Raw genomic sequence first — 23,170 nt, 5'->3', positions numbered from 1 at the left:
GGAAAACCGAATCAAAGGTGCAATGCGGGCGTGGACTCGCGAACGCCATGGACAGAAGGAACCCGGACACGCAGCGCAATCAGCAACGCAGCCAGCAGCATCAGCATCGCTGCCGCTATGAATACGCCCGCGCTGCCACCGAGGCTGAACACTGCTCCGCCAGCGGCGGCGCCCGTGGCGATGGCGGACTGCACAGATGCCACCACCATGCCCCCGGCGCTTTCCGCCTGATCAGGTACCGCGCTGGCGACCCAGTTCGACCACGCCACCGGCACACCGCCGAAGGCCAAGCCCCATATTGCCAGCAGTACTGCCTGCACCGGCAACGAGGGTGGCAACAGCACCAACGCCAGTGCTGCAACCCCGACCAGCGCAGGCATTAACACCAGAGTGGCCAGCGGGTGGTGCTCCAGCAGCCTGCCAGCCAACAGCGTGCCGAAGAAGTTCGCCACACCGAACCCCAGCAACATCAGCGACAGCCCTTGCGGGCCGATGCCGGTAGTGCCTTCCAGGAATGGCCGAACATAGGTGAACATCGCAAAGTGGCCGCTATGCACCAGCACACAACCGAACATCCCCATGGCGATGCCCGGGCGCTGCAACACTTCGAAAACGGTGCGCAGACGTGCCGGCCGGCGCGGCGCGAGGCGCGGCAAAGTCAATGACTGAAAAGCCAGGGTCACCATGCCTACCGCCGCTGCTGCAAAGAACGCACTGCGCCAGCCGTATAGCCCACCCAGATAGCTGCCCAGCGGCACGGCAACAACCGTCCCGATAGCAATCCCGCTGAAAATGATCGAAAGCGCCCGAGGCAACAAAGCACTCGGCACCAAGCGCATCGCCACGGCCGCAGCCATGCTCCAGAACCCGCCTAGGGCAATCCCCAGCAAGATGCGCATCAACAACAGCACCGCGAAGCTGGAGGAAACGGCGACCAGAAGATTGGAGGCAACCATCAGCGTGGAAAACCCCAGCAACACCCAACGTCGGTCGATGCCGCGGGTCAGGCCTGGCACCAACAAACCGGCGAACAGCGCTACCACTGCTGTCACCGTTACCGCCTGGCCAGCCAGTGCTTCGGACACTCCCAGATCAGTCGCCATCAGTGTTAACAAACTGGCCGGAAGGTACTCAGCGGTCAGTAATCCGAACACCCCCATTGCCAGCGAGAAGACCGCCATCCACGCGGGGGCCGCAGGCTCTGCCTCCGAGAAGGCGCCGGGATGGCGGTTGGATACGGCATTGCATATACAGTCAGTCATTGCATGGATCTCCAGTCTTCATTTCAAGCCGCAGTCTAGGCGCCGGAAACTGGATGATCTATGATCAAAAACCTCTACTTTTTGACTAAAACACCTGAACAATGTCTGCAAAACAGTTTGCTCTTTCCTCGGATCTCATCAACGAGCTGTTGCGCGGTATGCGCCTGCGTGGCGTCGAATACCGGCGTATACAAACGAGTCCGACTTTCGGTTTGGGCTTCGCTGAAAAACCTGGGCATGCCTGGTTCCATTTCATGGCGGTCGGCAATGCGGTACTGCGAATGGCGGACGGCACCACCTACACGCTGTCTGCCGGCAATGCCGTGTTCATCTCCCATGGCGCCGCCCATCAACTGTCTTCCCATGCGGACGCACCCGTTCAGGACATCGACGGTCTAGACAGCGTCCCCCTCGGTGACACCGTGAGCGCGGTGCACACCGCAACCGATGCCGGCCCAACGCCGAGCACAATTTTGTTCAGTGGTTGCATGGAGTTTGAACTGGGCAGTATCCATGGCCTTGGCAAACTGATGCCGGGCCTGATGTTGATTGATGCCGGCGGCCAGCGCTACCCTGGACTGGTGCCTATCCTGAGCACCATGGAACGCGAGGTCAGCGCCGCACGTGTGGGCTTCGCCGGTATCCTCGCGCGGTTGGCCGACGTGGTGGCCGCCATGGTCGTTCGCGGCTGGGTGGAGTGCGCTTGCGGTAATGCCTCTGGCCTGGTCGCCGCCTTGCGCGATCCACGCTTGGCCGGTGCGCTGCTAGCGCTCCATCAACAACCGGGCCGCGACTGGACCGTTGCCCAGTTGGCAGAGCAATGCAATACCTCACGCTCAGCCTTCGCGGATCGCTTCCAGGTGACGATTGGCATGACGCCGCTGCGCTATGTCACTGAACTGCGAATGCGGCTCGCAAGCCAGTGGCTGACCCTCGAAAGGCTGCCGATCGAAGAGGTAGCACAGCGATTGGGCTATACATCCCAGGCCGCTTTCAGCCGCGCATTCAAACGCATTACGGGCAAGACACCGGGATTAAGTCGCAAGGTGAGGCAGCCCGTTGTTACTTGACGCTGAGCGCATGTAGTCGAGGATCTGTGCCTCTGAATCATTTAATGAAAACCGCTCGTGACTACCTGATCGAAAGCCAGCACTGGGACCTCTCAGGCTCTGCATAGGACCCGATCCGCGGTAGCGCCCCCTCATCGCGTGTTTTCAACCTCCATTGAAAGATCACTCCTACACCTTCTCCAAACACCTCCGACGGCCCCATCTGAAATACCCAACAGTCACGAAAAATGACGAGCCCTTTTCTACAATAACCGTTATGTATTGAGTTGTTCTGGGCAAGAAGCCCACGTCTCCATTCATCTCATGAAGAACTTGGATCATGCTAAATACTTCGTTTTTTCCCTCATTACGTACCGCCATCGGTACAGCCCTGCGGCCACGACAGCTCAACCGAGAGGAGGAGCGCCTGGTCCACTACTACCGTTGCTTGTCGGAGCCGGATCGTGAAGCGGTGCGCTGCCTGATGTTTGCGGTCAGGGAAACCAGCGAGGTGAACACCCTCCCCCATAAAAAGTGACACCGCCATGGTGTCAGCGAACGATGACGTACCTGCGGGTTGGACATCTAGCCGGCAGCCCGTCACTAACACCCTCGCGATGGATTTTTCTACCCACAGAGCATGCCTGCTGCCCTCATAGGCAACGCCATTACGTGCGTGATTGTGACCGCGACCTCGCCGCCGAGACGTTCTACCTTGCCAGAGTACGAAGCCCCATTGCCGTGGAGGATCTGCATATCCCCATGCCCGCCTCCGTCAACCTCCAGCCCCGATTTCCCTTCGGTGGCCTGACCATCTCCCGCTGCGTGAACGCCCTGATCCGACAGGATCTGCTCGACCCGCTGCCTTATGTGCGCCGGCACATCTGCGGCGATTGGGGGGATGTGCGCGCAGAGCATCGCCGCTACGGCGAACCACCTGATATTGCGAACCGTCGCGTCGTAACTCAATCAACCACGAGACTTTGAGCCCCCGCCTGTCGAGGGCTCTCTGCCATGTGCTCGCGCAGGCTCCGCTACTCGCTTTTCGCCCGGAATTTCTCGCCATCCCCTGTTTCCAGCCACTGTGCATTAACGCTCAACAGCCTGGCTACCTTATCGAGCTGCGAGTGTGGGATACCACGAGAAAACCAATTGGTCAGCCGCTGGGGGCTGATCTTCAGAAATAGCGCGAAATCCATTGGCGCGATCTTGCACTCCGTCAGCACTACCCGCAGACGCACGCCGGACCATTCCGCGCTGGCAGCGCGAAGCATCGTTGATCGTCGCCCCGTGTGCGTTTCTTTCCGTTGGCCGTAGACCATTCCTTGCTCCTTGTGTAGCTCCATGTGTTTTTTGCCCCGTTCACACTGCGGGTTCACTGAGTATAAACACCGCGTTCATGGGGTCCAATTCTCATGTCTCATAGCTTCTTCGGGTGAGCATTGGGGGCGCATCACGCAGCGAGGCCTTTTCAAGCAGTTGCCAGGATAGGAAGGTTGTCGGGGTTGAGCTGATGAAGGCGAGCTGCTGCTGTCGCATGATGGGGCAAGTCCACCGCCTGGAAACCACCGTGACTCAGGATTATCGGTACCAGAAGTGACGCGTGACCAAAGGTCGATGCACGCCGGGAAGATGAATAAACAGTAGCAGGCTTGGTGACAGGTGAACTGAGCGAATCCAGTAGCAATACGAATTTGAGTCTTACCGGATCACCCTGAGCACCCACGGTTTTGCACACAAAAAAAGACGCCGAAGCGTCTATTCCGTAAATCGCAGGCAAAAAAAAAGCCACTCGTTAGAGTGGCTTTTTCATTAATGCTTGGAGCGGGAAACGAGACGTTCACTGGGTAGCTTACTTATTGATTTAAAGGGTATTTATTTCAATACAAATGATGCACCAAGACTCGATTGTGTACTTGTTTTTGAAGGTTTTCAACCACGGTCATCTGATCATTGCAGGCGCTCCATTCTCCCCCTTGGCCAGATCAAACAGCCCGCCACGCACTCAGGTCCCACTCTTGACCTTGCTCCAGACCCGCGTACGCACCCGCTCCAGTTTCAACGGCAGCGGCTCCAGTGCAAACAGCGTATCGAGCACTGCTTTGGAAGGATACACCCCCGGATTATCGCGCACCTTCGCATCAACCAGCCCTTTGGCGTCCTTGTTGGCATTGGCATAGCTGAGGTAGTTGGACGATGCGGCGATCACCGGCGGGCGCAGCATGTAGTCGATGAACGCCAGGCCCTGCAGGGGATTCGGCGCGTCATTGAGCAGCACCAGGTTTTCCACCCAGATCGGCGCGCCTTCCTTGGGAATGCTGTACTGGATCCGGCGCCCATTGCCGGCGGCATCGGCAGCTTTGCGTGCGTCCATCACGCCACCCGCCCAGCCGACGACGGCGCAGATATCGCCGTTGGCCAGGTCGGTGATAAAGCGCGAGGAGTCGAAGTAGCGGATGTGTGGGCGCAGTTTCAACAGCAGCGCCTGGGCCTTCACATAGTCGTCCGGGTTCTGGCTGTTATAGGGCAGCCCCAGATAGTGCAAGGCGATCGGGATGATTTCAGCGGGCGCATCCAGCATGGCTACGCCGCACTCGCCCAGCTTGGCGAGATTTTCCTCCTTGAAAATCAGGTCCCAGGAATCCACCGGTGCGTCATTGCCCAGCAGCGCCTGGACTTTGGCTACGTCGTAGCCGATGCCGGTAGTGCCCCACAGATATGGCACTGCAAAGCGATTACCGGGGTCGTTGCTACTGACCTTGGCCAGGATGTCCGGGTCAAGATGGGACAGGTTGGGCAGTTGCGAGCGATCCAGCTCCTTGAGCACGCCGGCCTTGATCAGGTTTGGCAGCAGGTCGCCGGTGGCGACCACCACGTCATAGCCACTGCGCCCGGCCATGAGTTTGCTTTGCATGACCTCGCTGTTGTCGAACACATCGTAGGCCGATTGAATGCCGGTCTGCGCCTGGAAATCCTTCAGCGTAGTGGGCGCGATGAAGTCATACCAGTTATAGATATTGACCTTTGACTCCGCCGCCTGAGCGCAAGCCATTGCGCCGCTGATAACGGCAGCCAGTCCCCATTGCATACATCGAATAGCGATCATCACGAACTCCTGGGCCGGCACCTGCGCACCAGCTGATTATTGTTATGGAGGGTACAAACGCGGTCAGCGAATCAGCAGTTCACGGCGGCCGTCGGGGTGCTCCACAGCCTCGCCTTGCAACAGCAACCGACGATCATTGAGGTAGTGATAATCCCTGCGAGCCGCCTTGATTTGAGTAAGGTCCAGACTGATCACCTGGCGTGTTTCTTCGCGCCCGGCTTCGTACAGCACGCGTCCAAACGGGTCGACCACCGCACTGCCGCCGGCGAATACCAAACCGTCATCGCCCTGCCCTGCGCGGTTGACCATCACGCAGAACACCTGGTTTTCCTGGGCCCTGGCCATGATCGCAGTGCGGTGCACCGGACCGTAGGGGTCCATGTTGCCGTTAGTAACGATGATTAACTCAGCCTCCAACTGCGCCAGTGCCCGCGCCGTTTCCGGCAGCTCGATGTCGTAACAGATCAGCAGGCCGACACGCACGCCGTTCCACAGCGTGGTGACAAAGCGATCGCCCGGTGTAATGTCTGCACGTTCGGAGGGCCACAAATGGGTTTTGCGATACTGCAAGGCAATACCCTCGGGTGTGATCAATACCGAGGTGTTGTAATAGACGCCCCCATCACGTTCGACCAAGCCAATCACAACCGACACATTGCGTTGGCGCACCGCCTGTTGCACGGTTTGCAGCGTCGGGCCGTCCAGGGGCTCGGCGACATTGGCCAGTTGTTCACCACCGACGAAGCCCATCAAATGGGTTTCCGGAAATACCAGCAAGTCGGTGTCCGCGTTGCAGTTGGCGATGGCCTCCAAGGTGCGTCCCAGGTTATAAGCGATATCACCGTCGCGGCCGACTAACTGCAAGAGTTCAATGTTCATGGCAGGTCCTTGGGCAAAGTGCAAACCCGAATTTACCCGGGCCTTCAAATCAGTATGGGGTGCAGCGCAATGGGAAAAAATCACTTCAATGGGGTACCCCGCAATGGGTAGTCAAACCAATTTGACCTTGCAGGACGTGGCCTGGCATGACGCGGTCGGGCGGCTGATCGAAAACCTCGACCAACCGCACTTCTGGGCCTCCATGACGCGTTTGCTCGGGCGCTATGTGCCGGTGGACAGCTGGGTGGTACTGATCTTCAACCCTGGCAGGCCACTGGTACTGGCTGAATCGCCTACGGAGGAAGGTGGCACCGACTCGCTGTTCCAGGACTACCTCAAGGGGCTTTACCTGCTCGATCCGTTTTACCTGGCCAATCGTGAATCACCGCGAAGTGGGCTGTTTCAACTGGACGACGTTGCCCCTGAGTGTTTTGAGCAGACCGATTATTACCAGCGCTATTTTCGCCTGAACGTGGTCGCCGATGAAATCCACCTCAATGTGCAACTCGATCCCCAGCGCACCCTGAGCCTGTCGTTGGGCAGCCGTTGCCGTTTCAGCCAGGAGCAACTGGCCCTGCTGCGGTTGATCCAGCCCTGGGTGGCCGGGCTGATGCGTCAGCGTTGCGTGTTTGAACAGGCTTCGAACAGCGCGCCGGCAGCAGAGCCGTCAACAGACTGGCAAGAGCGCCTGCTGTCACCGACGTTGCAGATCAGCTCGGCGTTGTCGACCCGTGAGGCCGAGGTGGCGCAACTGATGCTCAGCGGCTGCTCAAACAAAGAGATCGCCCGCAAGCTGGCGATCTCTGCCGAAACGGTCAAGGTTCACCGCAAGCATATGTACAACAAGCTGGGGATCAAATCCCAGTCCGAGCTGTTCCTGTTGTTCCTTCAGGCTCAGGAGTGAACAGCAGCCGTCCAACCCACCTTCGTCATCGCCGCCAGCAATTGTTCGGGCTTGAGCGCCAACGCTTGCCGGCCACGGCCCTGCAGGTCGTTGGCGGCCAACAGAGCGTTGAGAATTGCTTCCTCGACGGCGTCCGCAGCGGCCACAAACAACGCGGAGATGTAGTCGTTATTGACCATCTGTAAGGCCGTGGTCGGCGGGCCGGGTTGCCCGAGATTAGCAACCGGCAAGCCGGTATTTCCTACCGAGAACGCGATGAAGATGTCGCCGCTGTCGTCTTCGGTGCCGCCACCAACCCGTGCCAAGCCGATACTCGCGCGCTGTGCCAGGCGCGTGCATTGATGGGGCAGCAAGGGCGCATCGGTAGCGATGGTGATCACGATAGAACCCATGCCAGGCACGCCGACGTTCACCGGCCCGTCGTAAGGCGAAGGCGTGTCTTGCAATACGCTGCCCACCGGGTAACCCGCCACGCGCAATGCGCTGCGTACGCCGTAGTTGGCCTGCACTAGTGCGCCCACGGTCCAGCCGCCCTCTTCTGCGCTCAGCACGCGAGACGACGTACCAATCCCACCTTTGAATTCATGGCAAATCATGCCGTTGCCGCCGCCCACACAGCCTTCCTGCACCGGGCCGCTGCGTGCATCCGCCAATGCGGCGTGCACATGCTCGGCGGTGACGTGCTGGTCCCAGATATCGCTCAAAATGCCATCGTAGGTTTCCAGTACCACCGGCATGCACCAATAGGTGTGTTGCTTACCCATCTCGCGCTCGGCGGCCACCAGTGCATCACGCACCACACCAACGCTATGGGTGTTGGTGTAGGCAATGGGCGTGGTCAGTAAACCGGCTTCGCGAATCCACTCAAGGCCGGTGGCATCGCCATTGCCGTTGAGTACGTGAACGCCGGCAAAACACGGCGCCAGATGGGCCGCGACCGGGCGCGGCTCGATGACGGTCACACCGGTATGCATCGAGCCGTCGGCGCTTTCAGCATTGAGGGTGTGATGGCCGACGCGCACGCCGGGCACGTCGGTAATGGCGTTGAACGCCCCAGGGGTGCCCGTGCCAATGGTGATGCCTAGGTCTCGTAAACGCATGTTTTAACTCTCAATAGTCGAGTGAAGAACGTGCGTGAAGTCTAGGTTGGCGGCGGATGCGTGACGATAACCTCCTGTGGGTACCCTCGGGACGTTAGGCCATTCGTACGATTTATCGCAGCACCCATACGACAGCGACCTCCCCATCGTCAGTAACGTCCTTGGGTCGCCGAGCTTCATCTTATTTTTTCTTGCGCTCGGCCTTCTTAGCATAGGCGGATGAAATCAACGCCCGGCACGCTCGGCTTCCACGCCTGTATAACGACCACCCTGTATGTAACGACACTATGGCTGTTTACGGCGATTCAGGTCGCGCGAGCGGCCAGCCCGATCGATACCGTCACCAGCACTCAACGCCTGCAAGACCTCCAACTGAAAAGCTTGCAATCCCAGGCACTTGGAACCCCGGATGCACTGACCGCAACACCCCTGCCCTTCGCCAATGCGCTGAAGCTGCCGGAAGAATCACCCTGTTTCGTTATCCGCACTGTGGAGTGGAAAGGTGCAGATGATTTCGACTGGCTGGAGCGCGCGCCGGCGATCCTGGGGCACTGTGTGGGCGGTGAAGGGCTGACGATTTATCGTCGCTGGGTAGCGGCGCAACTGATGGCCCATGGGTACATCACCACGCAGGTGCTGATATCGGCGCAAGACCTGAGCAGCGGGCACTTGATCGTTCAGCTTATCCCTGGGCGCGTGGGCAAAATCGATCAGCAACCGCAATCCCTTGGCTGGCCAGGCATGGCCTTTCCCGCAGCCAAAAGCGAACTGCTGAACGTGCGCGACCTGGACCAGGCGTTGGAAAATGTGCGCCGCCTGCCAGGCCAGGCCGCGACAACGCTGAATCTGATTCCAGGCGTTGAACTGGGTGAAAGCGATGTGATCATCCAGCAACCGCCGCAGGCACGCCGAGTGTTTGGCCTGCTGACTGCCGATAACAGTGGTATCGACGCCACGGGCCGTCACCAGCTCGGTGGGATTGTCGCCGTCGATTCTCCGACCGGGCTTTACGACCAACTGCTGCTGACCTACAGCACCGACACCGACATCAATAACCACACCCGTGGGTCTTCGGCTAAAAGCCTGGCCTGGAACGTGCCCGCAGGCTATGCCCTGCTGTCGTTCGGTGCCAGCGAGTGGAACAGCAAGCAAGCCTTATTCAAAGACCTCGGGGGGCGCAGTATTGCGTTCAGCTCGCGCACCCGACGCGTCGATGCCGGGCTCGATTACGTGGTGAGTCGCTCCAATCGCAGCAAAAGTGTGCTCAACGCTCGCCTGGTCAATCGTGAGGATCGCGCCTGGGTAGCCTCCACCGAACTGCAGCAATTGCACCGGCAGATCACCAGCTATGAACTTGGCCTGACCCACCGCGCCAACCTGCGCTTTGGCAAACTAACGGCGCAGGCTGGTGTGCGCGGCTCACTGCCCGGACTCAGCAAGACGCCCGGCGCGCTCTATGAGCAACAGGACTGGAACGGTCGCTATCACCTGTTCACTGCCAAGGCGGCGTTTGAGATTCCGTTTGACCTGGGCGCAATGCGTTTGGGCTATCGCAACGCGCTGGTCTACCAATATGCGCCGGTGCCGGTGCCATCGACCGAATACATGCAGATCGGCGGCCGCTACAGCGTGCGCGGCTTTGACGGTAACACTACCCTCGCCGGCCCCACCGGCTGGACCCTGCGCAATGAGCTGTCCATCACCGCCTTCAGTGGCAGCCAGGCGTATGCGGCACTGGATGCCGGTGCGGTGTCGCCGGTGGGCGGCCAGCGGCGAGGTCGGCAGCCATTGATCGGCGCAGCTGTCGGCTTGCGCGGCAATGTCAGTCGCTTTGGTTACGACCTGGCCCTGGGCATGCCGATCAAGAGCAACGACGAGATGAACACCGCCACGCCCACCGTCGATTTCTCTCTGAGCAGCCGTTTCTAGGCGAACGCTTTTTCCCAGGGATGGGAATCCGAGTGCCACCCAGTGCGCTCACCCGGCGCCCGCAGTCACAGCTGCGGGACGCCTCTTTAACCTTCAACTCTCGAGGTCTGTATGAACCCAATGATCCAACCCACTCGGCGCCCATCCAAGCGCACGCTGCTGGCCCTCGCCTTAATGGGCAGCCTGGCGCTGTTGCAACACAATGCCCAAGCGCAACCCGCACTGACGCTGGACCCAAGCGCAGCCCAAAACGCCGCGTTGTCGCAGATCAACGACACGCCCGTGGTCAACATCGTCGCTGCGAACGCCGCAGGTGTGTCCCACAACCGCTTCACCGAGTTCAATGTCGGCGCTGCCGGGCTGATCCTCAACAACAGCACCGCAGGCGCCCAAACCACCCTGGGCGGCGCCATTGCCGCTAATAGCCTGCTCAACGGGACCTCCGCCAGCGTCATTCTCAATGAAGTCACCGGCAAAACCGCCTCAAGTCTCAATGGCATGATTGAAGTTGCGGGGCCGAGCGCCCGCGTGATCATCGCCAACCCCAACGGCATCACCGCCAGCGGCGCTGGCTTTATCAACGCCAATCGCGTGTCGTTGGTAGCGGGCACAGCGGTATTGGACGCCAACGGCCAAGTAGCTCGATTACAGACCGACCACGGCCAGATCCGCGTGGAAGGTGCTGGCCTTGACGCGTCCGGTGCCAATGAGGTCGACCTGGTCGCACGTACCCTGCAGATCAATGCGCAGCTGCAAGCCAAAAAACTCAACGCCGCGGCCTTGAAAGGCGAAGTCGACGCGATGGACCCGACCACTGTGCTCAAGCACCTCGGCGCCGACGGCCAAGCCGACATCGCTATTGATGTGGCCCAATTGGGCAGCATGCACGCAGACTCGATTCGCCTGCTCGGCAAGTCGGCCGGCGTAGGCGTGAACGTTCAAGGCAACGTCAAGGCCCTGACCGGCGACTTGAAGGTCACCGCCGATGGCAAGGTACAGATCGCTTCCACGGGCGTGTTGGACGCCAAACAGGCGCTGTCGATCGCTGGCGATCTGAGCAATCAGGGCGTGCTGCGCAATGGCGGCCCGTTGAGTCTGGTCGGCAATATCGACATCCAGGGCCCGATTCACTTCGGCGGCACGGCTGGGTCGGTTAACAACCTCAAGCCTGGCACTATTGTGACGGGCGGAGCCGCCGCCACAGGCGCTCAAAATGGTACGGGTGTGGTGATCAATCGACCGATCGCTTCGCGCCCGTCCTATGTCGTCGCGCCGCCTGTATGGAGCAAGCCGGTGGTGAGCTACCCAGCGTTCAACTGGGGCGCCTATCCGTCGTTCGCGTTTAACACTGCGACAAGCCTGAAACAACCGACCCGCATCCTCCCGCAACCACGCTACTGGTAAACCGCTCCAGCCGGGCGCGGTGGTCCACACCCGCCCGGTCACTTCTCAAGCGTTGCTGCCTGGACGATGACGAATGAAGCCTGGGGTTTCGGGCATGGTGCCAATCGCACCGGTCCGTATCATTTGCCAATGGGCAAAGCCCTCTAAACCGCATTCATATCCCGCTTGCAAACATTCACTCGGCAAAAGCCCTGAGCGCTGGGCTGGGAGACTCATGTCCGTCGATATCAATAAACACAGCTCAAAAGGCTTGTTGTTTTTTCTCGCGCTGTCACTGACCGCAGCGCTCATGAACAGCAGCGCACCCACGCCGCTGTACCCTTTTTACCAAGAACACCTGCAGATCAACGCTGTGGACCTGACCTTTATATTCGGCGCCTACGGCATCGGTGTTTTGCTGGCTTTGACGACTCTGGCGCGCATCGCCGGCCACGTCAAAGACCAGCGTTTTTTGCTGCTCCCAGCCATTGCACTGGTGCTGATCGGCGCCTGGTTGTGCGCCGAATGCGATTCGTTGTGGGCCCTATGTGCGGCCCGCGCCATCTCGGGGCTTGGTGCGGGAATCATGACGACTGCCGTGAACGTAACGCTGGTACGGTTCGGCCCACTCGACAACGGCAAGTTGGCGGCGACGCTGGCCACCTTGGCAATGATCCTGGGGTTGGCTTTCGGCCCGGTACTCAGTGGCATGGCACTGCAACTGAACCTGTACCCGGCCAGCCTGCCCTTCTGGTCGATCATGGCTCTGGTCACCATCGCCGCCCTCGGCGTACTGGCGCTCTGGCCGCGCCGCGCCCTCCAGCCCCACACCGCCGCTCACACTGCACAAGCGTCGTTACGTGAAGGGCTGCGCGGTATTGGTCGGCCCTTCCACTTGTGCGCATGGTCGGTGTTTTTCAGTTGGTCGTTCACGGCCTGCGTTTTCGTGATTGGCCCTGGCGCAGCCGAACAGCAACTGGGCTTGAGTGACCGCGGGATGTTTGGCTACAGCATGGCGGTGTACCTGTTGATCGCCGGGGCCAGCCAGCTGTATTGCAAACGCCTGGATGCAGCGCGTGCATTGCGTTCTGGGCTGCTCGCCCAGTGTGCTGCCTTCCTGCTCCTGCTGACGGCCTTCTCGGTCCATTCGCTGACGCTCGCCGCGTTGGCCCTGGTAATCGGCGGCTATGCCTACGGGGCCATTTTTGTCGGCAGTGCGCGGCTGATCAATCAGCTGGCTCCCGCCAACTGCCACGCCAAGTTGGTGGCGTATTTCTATATGACCATCTACCTGTTCAACGCTGTGCCCATTCCACTTGGGCTGCTGGTGGACGCGATGGGGCTTGCCCCCAGCGTGCTCGCCGCCTTGGTCTTTTTTCTGGGGCTCGGTGCCGTGCTGGCGATTCTCGCTGCACGGGTCCGACTCCCTCATGCGCATCAACCAACCGGTTGAGCGCTCGTCACCGTTGAATCCTCAGGGTTCTTAATTTTTTGCCTTACGTCAGTACCGGAATCATGAATAAAAAACTTAAAGTGTGCGTCACGATTGCTGCGGTGCTCGCCATTGGCGGCGCCGTCGGCCTGTACCGGCAGTCCACCTCTGCCCAACCTACCCAAACGTCGGCCGGAACGGCTGCGCCGGCCATCCAGGTGGCCGTCGCCACCGCCACGCAAGCCGATATGCCCAACACTCTGGCGGGCATCGGCGAACTGGAAGCCACCCGCCAAGTCATGGTCACCGCCGAAAGCGGCGGCCTGGTACGTTCCATTGCATTCCAACCCGGCGAGCGGGTGAAAGCCGGGCAAACCCTGGTGCAGCTCAACGATGCGCCGGAACAAGGCGAACTGGCCAGGCTTCAGGCCCAGGCCGCCAACGCCAAGGCCCAGTTACTGCGAACCCAGCGTTTGCTGCCTCAGCAGGCGGCGACGCAAGAGGAACTGGATCAAGTGCAGTCCGCCTACGCCCAGGCGCAGGCCGATATCGTGCGGATCAAGGCGCTGATCGATCAAAAACGCATCAAGGCGCCCTTCACCGGCGTGCTGGGTGTGCGCAAGGTCAACCTGGGTCAGTTCGTGCAGGCCGGCGATGCCATGGTGTCGCTGACCGACGCACAGACGCTGTACGCCAATATCACCCTGCCCGAACGTGCCCTGGCACAGCTCAAAACGGGCCAGGAGATGAGCGTCAGCGTAGATGCGTACCCGCAGCGCTTGTTCAAGGGCCACGTCAGTACCCTCGAACCACGTATCGACCCGGGCACCCGTACGGTGCTGGTCCAGGCCACACTAGCGAATCCGGACAACCTGCTGTCACCCGGCATGTACGCCAATGGCGAAGTCCATCTGCCAGCCAAAAAAGATGTCATCAGCGTGCCCGAAACGGCTGTGAGCTACAGCGCCTACGGTGACTTTGTCTACGTGGTCGAAGGCGCCGATACACAACTGACCAACACGGTACGCCAGGTCTACGTGAAGACCGGTGAGCGCTCCGAAGGCCGGGTCGTGCTGCATGACGGCGTAAAGGCCGGTGATCGCGTGGTCACCTCCGGTCAGTTGCGCTTGAGCAGCGGCGCCCTGGTACGCATCGCGCTCAAGGACACCGTAGGGCTCGACCAGGCCTCGAGCCGCTGATACACCAAGGATCTGAAAAATGAAATTCACCGACTTGTTCGTGCGGCGCCCGGTATTGGCGCTGGTGGTCAGCACCCTGATTTTATTGATGGGGCTGCTGGCCATAAACAACCTGCCGATTCGTCAGTACCCCCTGACGGAAAGCTCCACGCTGACGATCACCACCCAGTACCCCGGTGCTTCGCCGCAACTGATGCAGGGTTTCGTCACCCAGGCCATCGCGCAATCTGTCGCTACGGTGGAAGACGTCGACTACATGAGTTCGACGTCGACCCAGGGCAAAAGCGTGATCACTGTGCGCATGAAGCTCAACGCCGACTCCAACAAGGCCATGACCCAGGTGATGGCCAAGGTCAACGAGGTCAAATACCGCTTGCCGGAGCAGGCTTACGACCCGGTGATTGTGAAATCCTCCGGTGAAGCCACAGCCGTGGCCTATGTGGGTTTTTCCAGCCCAACGCTGTCCACTGCTGCACTCTCGGACTACTTGCAGCGCGTGGTGCAACCGCAACTGTCTTCCATCGAAGGGGTCGGCAGTATTGACCTCAACGGCGGGCAGAAAATGGCCATGCGTATCTGGCTGGATGCCAATCGCATGGCCGCCCACGGGATTTCCGGCAGCGATGTGGCCCAGGCCCTGTTGAATAACAACGTGCAGGCTGCGCCCGGTCAGGCCAAGGGTTTGTATGTGGTGTCGGACATTCAGATCAACACCGACCTGGTCGATGTCGCCGAGTTTCGCCAGTTGGTGGTCAAGTCTAGCGCTGCCGGTGTGGTGCACCTGAACGATATCGCCACGGTGGAACTGGGCGCGGCGTCCACCGACACCAGCGCCACCATGGACGGTGTGCAAGCGGTGTTTTTCGGTTTGAATGCCGCACCCAATGCCAACCCTCTGGTGATCGTCAAGAAACTCAACGAACTGCTGCCGGGCATCCGCGCCAACCTGCCGCCGGACGTGAAAGTCGCTGTGCCGTTTGAGCTGGCACGTTTTATCAGCGCATCGATTGATGAAGTACTCGGTACGCTGGGCGAAGCCATCGCCATCGTAGTGCTGGTGATTTTCTTAAGCCTCGGCTCGGCGCGGGCAGTGATCATTCCGGTGGTCACCATTCCCCTGTCGATGTTGGGTGCAGCCGCGTTCATGTCGATGTTCGGGTTCAGCATTAACTTGCTGACCTTGCTGGCGATGGTATTGGCCATCGGCCTGGTGGTGGATGACGCGATCATTGTGGTGGAGAACGTGCATCGTCATATCGAAGAAGGCAAGTCTCCCACTTATGCAGCCCTGCTGGGCGCGCGTGAGGTGGCAGCACCGGTGATTGCGATGACCCTGACGCTGGCGGCGGTGTATGCCCCCATCGGCCTCATGGGCGGGCTGACCGGTTCGCTGTTCAAAGAGTTCGCCTTCACCTTGGCCGGCTCGGTGGTGGTCTCGGGCATCATCGCGCTGACGCTGTCGCCGGTCATGAGTTCACTGCTGCTCAACAGCCAGATGAACGAAGGCTGGATGGCGCGCAAGGCCGAGAGCTTCTTCCATCGCCTCGGCAGCGCTTACGGACGCGTGCTGGATCTGTCGCTGCATCACCGTTGGGTCACGTTCACGATTGCGGTCATTGTGTTGATCAGCGTGCCGTGGCTGTACAGCCGTGCCCAAACCGAACTTGCGCCCACCGAAGACCAGTCCACCGTGCTGACCGCAATCAAGTCACCACAGAACGCCAACATTGATTACGTCGAGAAGTTCGGCAAGCAATGGAACGACGTCATGGTGACCTTGCCGGAGCAGAGCAACCTGTGGCTGATCAACGGCAGCAACGGCGTATCCAACAGCATCGGCGGGGTCAACTTCGTCGATTGGGAAAAACGCGAGCGCAACGCCGACCAGATCCAGGGCGATATGCAAAGTCGCGCCAACACCATCGAGGGCAGCAACGTCTTTGCCTTCCAGTTGCCTTCACTGCCGGGCTCGACCGGTGGCCTGCCGGTACAGATGGTGATCAAGAGCGCCGGTGACTACAGCGTGGTCTATGAGGCGATGGAAGCACTCAAGCACGCTGCACGTGAAAGCGGCTTGTTCATGGTGGTCGACAGCGACCTGGACTACAACAACTCGGTGATCAAGATCAAAGTCGATCGCACCAAGGCCAATAGCCTGGGCGTGACCATGAAGGATCTGGGCGACACCCTGGCGGTGCTGGTGGGCGAAAACTACGTCAACCGCTTTGCCATGGACGGTCGCTCCTATGATGTGATCCCGCAGAGCCTGCGTGGTGAACGGCTGACGCCAGAAGCACTGTCGCGCTTTTATGTGACCAGCGCCACGGGTGGGCAAGTACCGCTGTCCAACCTGGTCAGCGTCTCCACCGGGGTCGAGCCCAATCAATTGACCCAGTTCGACCAGCTCAACTCGGCGATCTTCCAGGCGATTCCCAACCCGGGCGTGGCCATGGGCGACGCGGTGAAGTTCCTCGAGGCGCGAGCCAAACTGCTGCCGCCTGGCTTCACTTACGACTGGCTTTCGGATGCTCGCCAATACCATCAGGAAAGCGGCGCGCTGGTCATGGCGTTCCTGTTCGCAATCATCGTGATCTACCTGGTACTCGCTGCGCAGTATGAAAGCCTGCGTGACCCGTTGATCATTCTGATCAGTGTGCCGATGTCGATTTGCGGTGCATTGATTCCACTGGCCCTGGGCATGGCGACCATCAATATCTACACGCAGATCGGCCTGGTGACCCTGATCGGCCTGATCAGCAAGCACGGCATCCTGATGGTGGAGTTCGCCAATGAGATGCAGGTCAAGCAGGGCCTGGACCGGCGTGAGGCGATTCTGCACTCCGCCAAGATGCGCCTGCGGCCGATCCTGATGACCACAGCGGCGATGGTGGCGGGCTTGATTCCCCTGCTGTTCGCCTCCGGTGCCGGTGCCCACAGCCGTTATGACCTTGGTCTGGTGATCGTGGTGGGCATGTTGGTGGGTACGCTGTTCACTTTGTTGGTCTTGCCGACCATGTATTCGTTCATTGCCGTCGACCATCGTATGGCGGCCACCACACCCCGCGCCCGTGCGCTGGCCGCTGCCGATGCAGCCGACGCCGCCACGGCCCATACGGTGTAAGGAGACACACATGCACCCCTTTAATACCTTCGTGATTCGCCCGCTCGCGCTGCTGGTCTGCTCGGCCTGGATGACGGGCTGTACCGTCGGCCCGGACTACCGGGCCAGTAACGAGCCCGCAGTAGAGCTGACTCAAAGCCCCGATACCGCGCTGTATAGCAGCACCCGCGTGCAACAGGATTGGTGGCGACAATTCCAGGACCCACAATTGGATGCGTTGATCGATCAAGCGCTGTCGCGAAACCATGACCTGCGCATTGCACAAGCCCGGTTGCTGGAGGCTCGCGCGGTGCTGGATCAGCGTCAGTTGGACCAACTGCCAACGGTGACCGCCAGCGGGGCTTATTCCCGTAGCCTGTCCCAGGCCAACCCCGGCCCAAGCGGTGAGCGCAACCTGGCCAAGACCTATCAGGCCGGCCTGGATGCGCAGTGGGAGCTGGACCTGTTCGGCAGGCTGCAGCGCCTGTCGCAGGCGTCTTCGGCACGCGCCGAGGCCGTCGCGGCAGACCTGGCGCAAACCCGCATCGTAGTGACCGCCGACGTGGCGCGTCACTACTTCGAACTGCGCGGCGCGCAACGGCAGTTAGCGGTGGCACAGGCCAACCTGAGTAATCAGGAAAAAACCGTGGCGCTGGTCCAGGGCCGCGTGGATGCCGGGCGCGGCACCGCCGACGAGTTGGCAAGCGCCCTGGCCGAGCGCGCACGGGTGCAAGCCACATTGCCGAATCTGGAAACCCGTCAAGCGCTCAGCCGTTATCGACTCGCTGTATTGACAGGTTCAAGGCCCAGTGACCTGCAAACGCTGACCGACCTGAAACCCTTGCCGGCACTGGTCACACGCCTGCCGATTGGCCAGGTCAGCGACTTGCTGCGCCAGCGTCCCGATGTCGCCAGCGCCGAACGCGCTTTGGCGGCGTCGAATGCGGACATTGGCGCGGTGACGGCCGAGCTTTACCCACGGATCGACCTGGGCGGCTTTCTCGGCTTTGTGGCCTTGCGCGGTGGGGATTTGGGCGACAGCGGCAGCCGCGCGTTCAGCGTAATGCCCTCGGTCAGTTGGCCAGCTCTCCACCTGGCCAGTGTCAAGGCAAGGCAGCGCGAGGCGCAGGCGCGTGAAGTGGGTGCCCAAGCGCGTTATGAGCAAGTGGTGCTGAATGCGATTGAGGAAACCGAGGGTGCGCTGACGACCTATAGCCTGTCGCAGCAACGGGTTCGTAGCCTGGCTGAGGCAGCTGCGCAAAGTGAGCGTGCAGCTCGACTGGCACATGCGCGTTATGAAGCAGGTAGTGCGGCGTATTTGGTAGAGCTGGACGCGCAGCGTACGCAACTGAATGCTCAGGACGCGCTGACGCAGGCAGAGACCGCGTCGTATCTCAATGTGGTGCAACTTTATAAAGCGTTGGGTGGCGGCTGGCGTGCGCCGGAATCAGTGGTATCCAAGTAACCCATAGCCGCCCTGAACGGGGCGGCATTTTCAATGCTTATACATTCGCAATAGCGCGTTCGACGCGCTGGATGAAAGCAGCCACGTCTGGATGGGTATGGACCAGCCCGTCCCGGGCGACAGCGACCTCCAACTCGCGACACAGCTGGATCAGACTTTTAGCTTTGCCTACCGCCAACGCACCCCGAATCCGATGCAGCAAACGGACGGTTTCATTACGGCCCTGCCCCCTGTCCAGCGCTTTAAGCTCACTCATATCCTGGGCGATGGTCTCAAGGAATAGTTCAAGCATGCGCTCCGGTACATTGATCTCGTCTACATCGCTTACCGGCGTATCGATTTCGCAAGCCTGGAAGACCGCAGGATCAAGCACACTGCGCAAACACAGATAGAGCCCCTGGATATCCATCGGTTTGGATAACCAACTGTTCATGCCCACGCGGATGCAATGCTCGCCCTCCTCGCGCAGCGCATTGGCGGTGACGCCGATAATCGGCATATCCACATCGCGCTGGCGCAATGTATCGGCAAGTTCATAGCCGTCAATGAGCGGCATGTTCACATCCGTCAGCAGTACGTCGTAAGCCTTCAACTCCAACTGCAGCAACGCCTGGACGCCATCGGGCACGACATCCACCGTACAGCCGATACGTTCCAGTTGCTCTTTCATCAGCACCTGGTTGACCGGGTTGTCTTCGGCCACCAGCACATTCAGCTCCAGTTGCAGATGCGTCACCGGTGGTTGCGGTAACGGTGCCTCCGATTCGCCAGTGATCGCCATCACCAACGCACGGCAAATGGACCCGACGCTGTTCTGGTTCACCACCACGTCCTGGCCGATAAACTGGGGCGTACTACTGAAATCATGCTGGGCGAAGACATTAATCGCGCCTGAGCTTGCCACCTCAACCTCTTGCGGCATGACCGTCAACACGGCATCAGGCGCTCCGCGAGCATCATCACCCATCACGGTAGTGTGTGCCCCGTGCCACTCCAGCCAGGCGCAAAGGTTATCGGACAAGGTTGCATAGGGGGTGCGAACATCGATGCACTTGCCTAATAACTGCGGCAGTGAAGATTGACGGGCCTCTAGAATTTCCAGGGCCAACTCGAATATGAAGGTACTGCCCTCGCCTAGCACACTGTCCACGCTCAATGCGCCCCCCATCATCTGGCTGAGATGGGAGCAGATAGGCAGCCCGAGCCCGGTGCCGGCGACGGTGTGATGCTTGCTGTCAGCCTGGTAAAAGCGCTCGAACAGTTGCGCCTGCACCGCTTCGGACATCCCTGGGCCGCTATCGATCACGCACCATTGCAGGCTCACTTCGCCTGCGCAGACTCCGATAGGCGACAGGAAGACTGCGACATGCCCGCTCTGGGTGAACTTGATCGCGTTATTGAGCAGGTTGCCGACGATCTGCTGAATACGCAGGCGGTCGCCCTGCACCAGGTTCGGCACGCGCGGGTCAACACAGCAGTAAAGCGCCAGCCCCTTATTCGCAGCCATCGCCGAGAACCCGCGTACGGTTTCTTCGAGCATTTCCAGTGGCTGGAACGCGATGGACTCCAGGACCAACTGGCCCGCCTCGATCTTGGACAGGTCCAGCACATCGCTGATCAAGTGCATCAATACCGCGGATGAGCTATCGATGGTACGCAGATAGCCACGTTGGCGTTCATCCAGAGAGGTCATGCCCAGCAGTTCAAGCGTGCCCAGCACACCGTACAACGGCGTGCGTAGCTCATGGCTCAGGGTGGCGACGAAGTTGCTTTTCTGCTCATTCGCCGCATCCGCCGCCTGGCGGGCGAGTAGCAACGATGCGGATGCTTCACGGTGGGAAGAAATATCAGTGAAGGTACACAGCAACACGCTGTCGCCAAGATACTCGGTGGGTGTATAGCGCACATGCAAGACCCGCTGATCGACCAACAGGCAGCCTTCACCGGTAAGGGGTTTATTTTGCTCAAACAGCGGCCATAGCGCCATCATTGGTGCAAACTCGGTCGGCTCGCCCAACCATTGCGTATACAAACTGTTCTGCGTCACCAGTTCGATCTGCGGCCCCTTGACCACACACAACGCCAGCGGCACCGTTTGCAACAAAGACAGGTTGAAGTCATGGTTGACCAATAACTCCCGAAAGTCATTACTCGCCGGCACCAAAATGCGCCGTCGATACCATCGGATAACCGACCAACCACTGATGACGCATAAACCCAGCAAGCCGACCAGCCCAAGCAACTGCCAACGTGCATCCAGGATCAGTTGTTTATAGGGGATACGATACAGGGCCTGCCAGGCGCCCATATCCCCGGCACTGCGCTTGATCAGCAGCCCTGAAGTAGTGAAATGGAAGCCGCTTTCATATTGGTAGATCTGCGGCGACTTGCCTCCCACTACACGCGTGCCGTCCGGCGCGACGATGTCGACATTGCTGTACAGCGGCAGATCAAAAAACTGCTTTTCTATCCTTACCCCGGGCGTGTCAAATTCGTCCCAATACAGCAAGGTAGCGGCCACCAATTCCCTGGGGGGGCCCTTTCGTTCCCACTGGTCCTCTTCAATGCGACCGGAGACGTAGCCCAGTATTTGTTGAATGTCCTCACCGCCCAAAAAGAAATGACTGGGCCGCCAGCGCACCAGCAAGTCACTGCTCAAGGGCGGCAGCTGACGCGCAGATTGCTTGACCTCGTTCAAGACTTGGGAAAAATTGCGCTGGCCCGGATGAGGCTGGGGGCTGATCGCAGGAATCGCGATGTCGAAATCGCTCGACAGATCAAACACGAACATTTGCGGCGACGCGAAGGTTGAACCGCTCCAGAAGTCGCCATACACATTTGCCAGCGCAACCCCCAATTGCAGCTGTTGGCTCAATACACCGTCATGCGCGTCGACGGCCTTGATAGGCAATGCCGCCGAAAACGTTGTGGCGACCTGGGACGCCTGGCCTTCATAAATGCGCATGTTGCCCTGCGTCGTATGCTTGACCACATAGGCTTCAGGGTTAAATACCGGTTTGTATTCCAATTGGCTGCTGGCCTTAATGGCCCGCAACAGAAATATTTCATGGTCGTAAGCACGACCCACGAAACGCATAAAATGATAATCGACTTTAAGCACTTCCCCGCGAATGACCTTGTAGGTCACCCAATAGCCGGCCACGGCGAAGAACACTAGCAACAAAAAAGACACCAACAGGCCGAAACCCAGGCGCAGCGAGACTTTTTCAAGTTTACCGACGCTCGATTGCCTATAGCGCATACGCGGTGCCATTTTCAGTGTTCATAAGGGGACTTCTGGCCTTTAAAGTTCATGTGCGATTACCGGACAACCGTCCACTCGGATGAGTCTATAGGCTTTTCATTAGCCAGTAAGATTAGTCCTACGCATCTGCTCGAAAGAGCTGACGCTTATGGTTACGCGCATCCTGCAAAATTGACTCATGGTCATCCCTTGCAGGGCACTACATGAAAAACTCAGCCGTACTTAGCCTCAGTCAGGTTCCAGACCCCGGTAAGGTTCAGGAGCCCGACGCGCAGGAGCTACGCCAGGGGTTGGCGGATCACGCCTTTGTGGGCGTCTATCAACCTCAGCTTTCGCTGAAAAATGGCACGATTAGCGGCTTGGAAGTACTTGCACGCTGGCATCACCCTCACAAAGGCCTGTTGACGCCCGGTTATTTCCTGCAAGCACTGGAGCGCCATGACCTGATGGATGAATTGTTCTTACGCCTCTTCGAACAAGGGCTGATCCTGCGCCAAAAACTGGCCAGTCTTAACCTGCCGTTGACGATGTCGTTCAACCTGCAGCCTTCCCAGCTCAGCAATCCCATACTGAGCAACGCGATTAAAGTGCTGCTGCGTGCACATGAGTGCCCTGCGCAAAGCATCATCTTCGAGATCACCGAAACCGGCACGCTCAATCCGTGCAGTGTCGCCATGAACAACCTCTTGCAACTCAAGCTGCTGGGCTGCGGTTTGTCCATGGATGACTTTGGCACCGGTTTCTCGTCACTGGAGCGCTTGTGTGATGTGCCTTTCACCGAGCTCAAACTCGACGCCGGTTTCGTACACAAACTCGACACGCACTCGGCCTGCACCGCCATTGTCGCCCATACCGTCAGCCTGGCAGCCAGCCTGGGTGTGTCGCTGGTGATCGAGGGTGTCGAGACCCCGGCCCAGCTCAAGCGGCTCAAAACCCTGGGCGTATCCATTGTGCAGGGATATGCCATCGCCCCGCCGATGGCGGATACCGCGCTGCTGCCGTACATCCTTGAATACATTGCGGGCTCACAGGTGGTGCTGACGTCAGTCTGAACGCCCATTCACATCGCTCTAACTTCCTACCCCACCCGCCACGTC

At 59.5% G+C, this 23,170-nt stretch carries 17 protein-coding genes; 11 read left to right on the top strand and 6 right to left on the bottom strand.

The features are described from left to right. Positions 1-11 precede the first annotated feature (11 nt). Positions 12-1,262 carry an MFS transporter gene (locus tag GIV35_RS05975; protein ID WP_105226462.1) on the bottom strand — a complete coding sequence of 417 codons (1,251 nt, stop codon included), beginning with the start codon at positions 1,260-1,262 and terminating at the stop codon, positions 12-14. A gap of 101 nt (positions 1,263-1,363) precedes the next feature. Between GIV35_RS05975 and GIV35_RS05970 the strand changes: the two genes are divergently transcribed. The 3 genes from GIV35_RS05970 (at position 1,364) to GIV35_RS05960 (ending at position 3,298) form a co-directional block, all read left to right on the top strand. Next, positions 1,364-2,332 (top strand): AraC family transcriptional regulator, encoded by a 969-nt coding sequence (locus GIV35_RS05970; protein WP_223024086.1) that lies wholly within the window; start codon positions 1,364-1,366, stop codon positions 2,330-2,332. A gap of 319 nt (positions 2,333-2,651) precedes the next feature. Beyond that, entirely contained in the window at positions 2,652-2,849 is a 198-nt protein-coding gene (locus tag GIV35_RS05965; RefSeq protein ID WP_223024087.1) for a hypothetical protein, read from the top strand. Positions 2,850-3,073: 224 nt separating this feature from the next. After that, the gene (locus GIV35_RS05960) at positions 3,074-3,298 is read left to right on the top strand and encodes a hypothetical protein (protein ID WP_233475279.1); all 225 of its coding nucleotides are present in this window, start codon (positions 3,074-3,076) and stop codon (positions 3,296-3,298) included. A 47-nt stretch (positions 3,299-3,345) separates the two neighbouring features. On the opposite strand, the gene GIV35_RS05955 is transcribed toward GIV35_RS05960, so the two are convergent. The 3 genes from GIV35_RS05955 to GIV35_RS05945 all read right to left on the bottom strand — a co-directional run bounded on the left by GIV35_RS05955 (position 3,346) and on the right by GIV35_RS05945 (position 6,296). Next, positions 3,346-3,633, bottom strand: coding sequence for a hypothetical protein (locus GIV35_RS05955; protein ID WP_223024088.1), 288 nt, complete (start codon positions 3,631-3,633; stop codon positions 3,346-3,348). A gap of 683 nt (positions 3,634-4,316) precedes the next feature. Continuing rightward, positions 4,317-5,417 carry a polyamine ABC transporter substrate-binding protein gene (locus GIV35_RS05950; RefSeq protein WP_223024090.1) on the bottom strand — a complete coding sequence of 367 codons (1,101 nt, stop codon included), beginning with the start codon at positions 5,415-5,417 and terminating at the stop codon, positions 4,317-4,319. 63 nt (positions 5,418-5,480) lie between these two features. Continuing rightward, positions 5,481-6,296 carry a carbon-nitrogen hydrolase family protein gene (locus tag GIV35_RS05945; protein WP_236264819.1) on the bottom strand — a complete coding sequence of 272 codons (816 nt, stop codon included), beginning with the start codon at positions 6,294-6,296 and terminating at the stop codon, positions 5,481-5,483. A 103-nt stretch (positions 6,297-6,399) separates the two neighbouring features. Here GIV35_RS05945 and GIV35_RS05940 point away from each other — a divergent pair, with 103 nt between their 5' ends. Continuing rightward, positions 6,400-7,200 carry a helix-turn-helix domain-containing protein gene (locus GIV35_RS05940; RefSeq protein WP_223024092.1) on the top strand — a complete coding sequence of 267 codons (801 nt, stop codon included), beginning with the start codon at positions 6,400-6,402 and terminating at the stop codon, positions 7,198-7,200. Here the strand turns inward: GIV35_RS05940 and GIV35_RS05935 are convergent. Next, on the bottom strand, positions 7,191-8,300 hold the full coding sequence (locus GIV35_RS05935; protein ID WP_236264820.1) for a DmpA family aminopeptidase: 1,110 nt from the start codon (positions 8,298-8,300) through the stop codon (positions 7,191-7,193). The two genes, GIV35_RS05940 and GIV35_RS05935, sit on opposite strands and share 10 nt — an antisense overlap. Before the next feature lie 219 nt (positions 8,301-8,519). Between GIV35_RS05935 and GIV35_RS05930 the strand changes: the two genes are divergently transcribed. The 6 genes from GIV35_RS05930 to GIV35_RS05905 all read left to right on the top strand — a co-directional run bounded on the left by GIV35_RS05930 (position 8,520) and on the right by GIV35_RS05905 (position 18,808). Continuing rightward, the gene (locus tag GIV35_RS05930) at positions 8,520-10,229 is read left to right on the top strand and encodes a ShlB/FhaC/HecB family hemolysin secretion/activation protein (protein ID WP_236264821.1); all 1,710 of its coding nucleotides are present in this window, start codon (positions 8,520-8,522) and stop codon (positions 10,227-10,229) included. A gap of 111 nt (positions 10,230-10,340) precedes the next feature. Beyond that, positions 10,341-11,633 carry a filamentous hemagglutinin N-terminal domain-containing protein gene (locus tag GIV35_RS05925; protein WP_236264822.1) on the top strand — a complete coding sequence of 431 codons (1,293 nt, stop codon included), beginning with the start codon at positions 10,341-10,343 and terminating at the stop codon, positions 11,631-11,633. A 214-nt stretch (positions 11,634-11,847) separates the two neighbouring features. Continuing rightward, a complete protein-coding gene (locus GIV35_RS05920) occupies positions 11,848-13,065 on the top strand; it encodes an MFS transporter (protein WP_236264823.1) in 1,218 nt (405 codons plus the stop codon). A gap of 62 nt (positions 13,066-13,127) precedes the next feature. Beyond that, positions 13,128-14,243, top strand: a complete 1,116-nt coding sequence (locus GIV35_RS05915; RefSeq protein WP_236264824.1) for an efflux RND transporter periplasmic adaptor subunit — start codon at positions 13,128-13,130, stop codon at positions 14,241-14,243. 19 nt (positions 14,244-14,262) lie between these two features. After that, positions 14,263-17,364, top strand: a complete 3,102-nt coding sequence (locus GIV35_RS05910; protein ID WP_236264825.1) for a MexW/MexI family multidrug efflux RND transporter permease subunit — start codon at positions 14,263-14,265, stop codon at positions 17,362-17,364. A 10-nt stretch (positions 17,365-17,374) separates the two neighbouring features. Then, positions 17,375-18,808: an efflux transporter outer membrane subunit gene (locus GIV35_RS05905; protein WP_236264826.1), complete on the top strand. Its 1,434-nt coding sequence runs from the start codon at positions 17,375-17,377 to the stop codon at positions 18,806-18,808. A 37-nt stretch (positions 18,809-18,845) separates the two neighbouring features. Here GIV35_RS05905 and GIV35_RS05900 read toward each other — a convergent pair whose 3' ends face one another. Further along, on the bottom strand, positions 18,846-22,070 hold the full coding sequence (locus tag GIV35_RS05900) for a hybrid sensor histidine kinase/response regulator (protein ID WP_236264827.1): 3,225 nt from the start codon (positions 22,068-22,070) through the stop codon (positions 18,846-18,848). Positions 22,071-22,276: 206 nt separating this feature from the next. Here GIV35_RS05900 and GIV35_RS05895 point away from each other — a divergent pair, with 206 nt between their 5' ends. Further along, the gene (locus tag GIV35_RS05895; RefSeq protein WP_236264828.1) at positions 22,277-23,125 is read left to right on the top strand and encodes an EAL domain-containing protein; all 849 of its coding nucleotides are present in this window, start codon (positions 22,277-22,279) and stop codon (positions 23,123-23,125) included. The last annotated feature ends 45 nt before the right edge of the window (positions 23,126-23,170 follow it).

The sequence above is a fragment of the Pseudomonas sp. PA-1-6B genome (assembly GCF_021609545.1).
Lineage (GTDB): Bacteria > Pseudomonadota > Gammaproteobacteria > Pseudomonadales > Pseudomonadaceae > Aquipseudomonas > Aquipseudomonas fluorescens_BV.
Note: the sequence above shows the minus strand (reverse complement) of the source record. Positions and strands in the feature narration are given on the sequence as shown.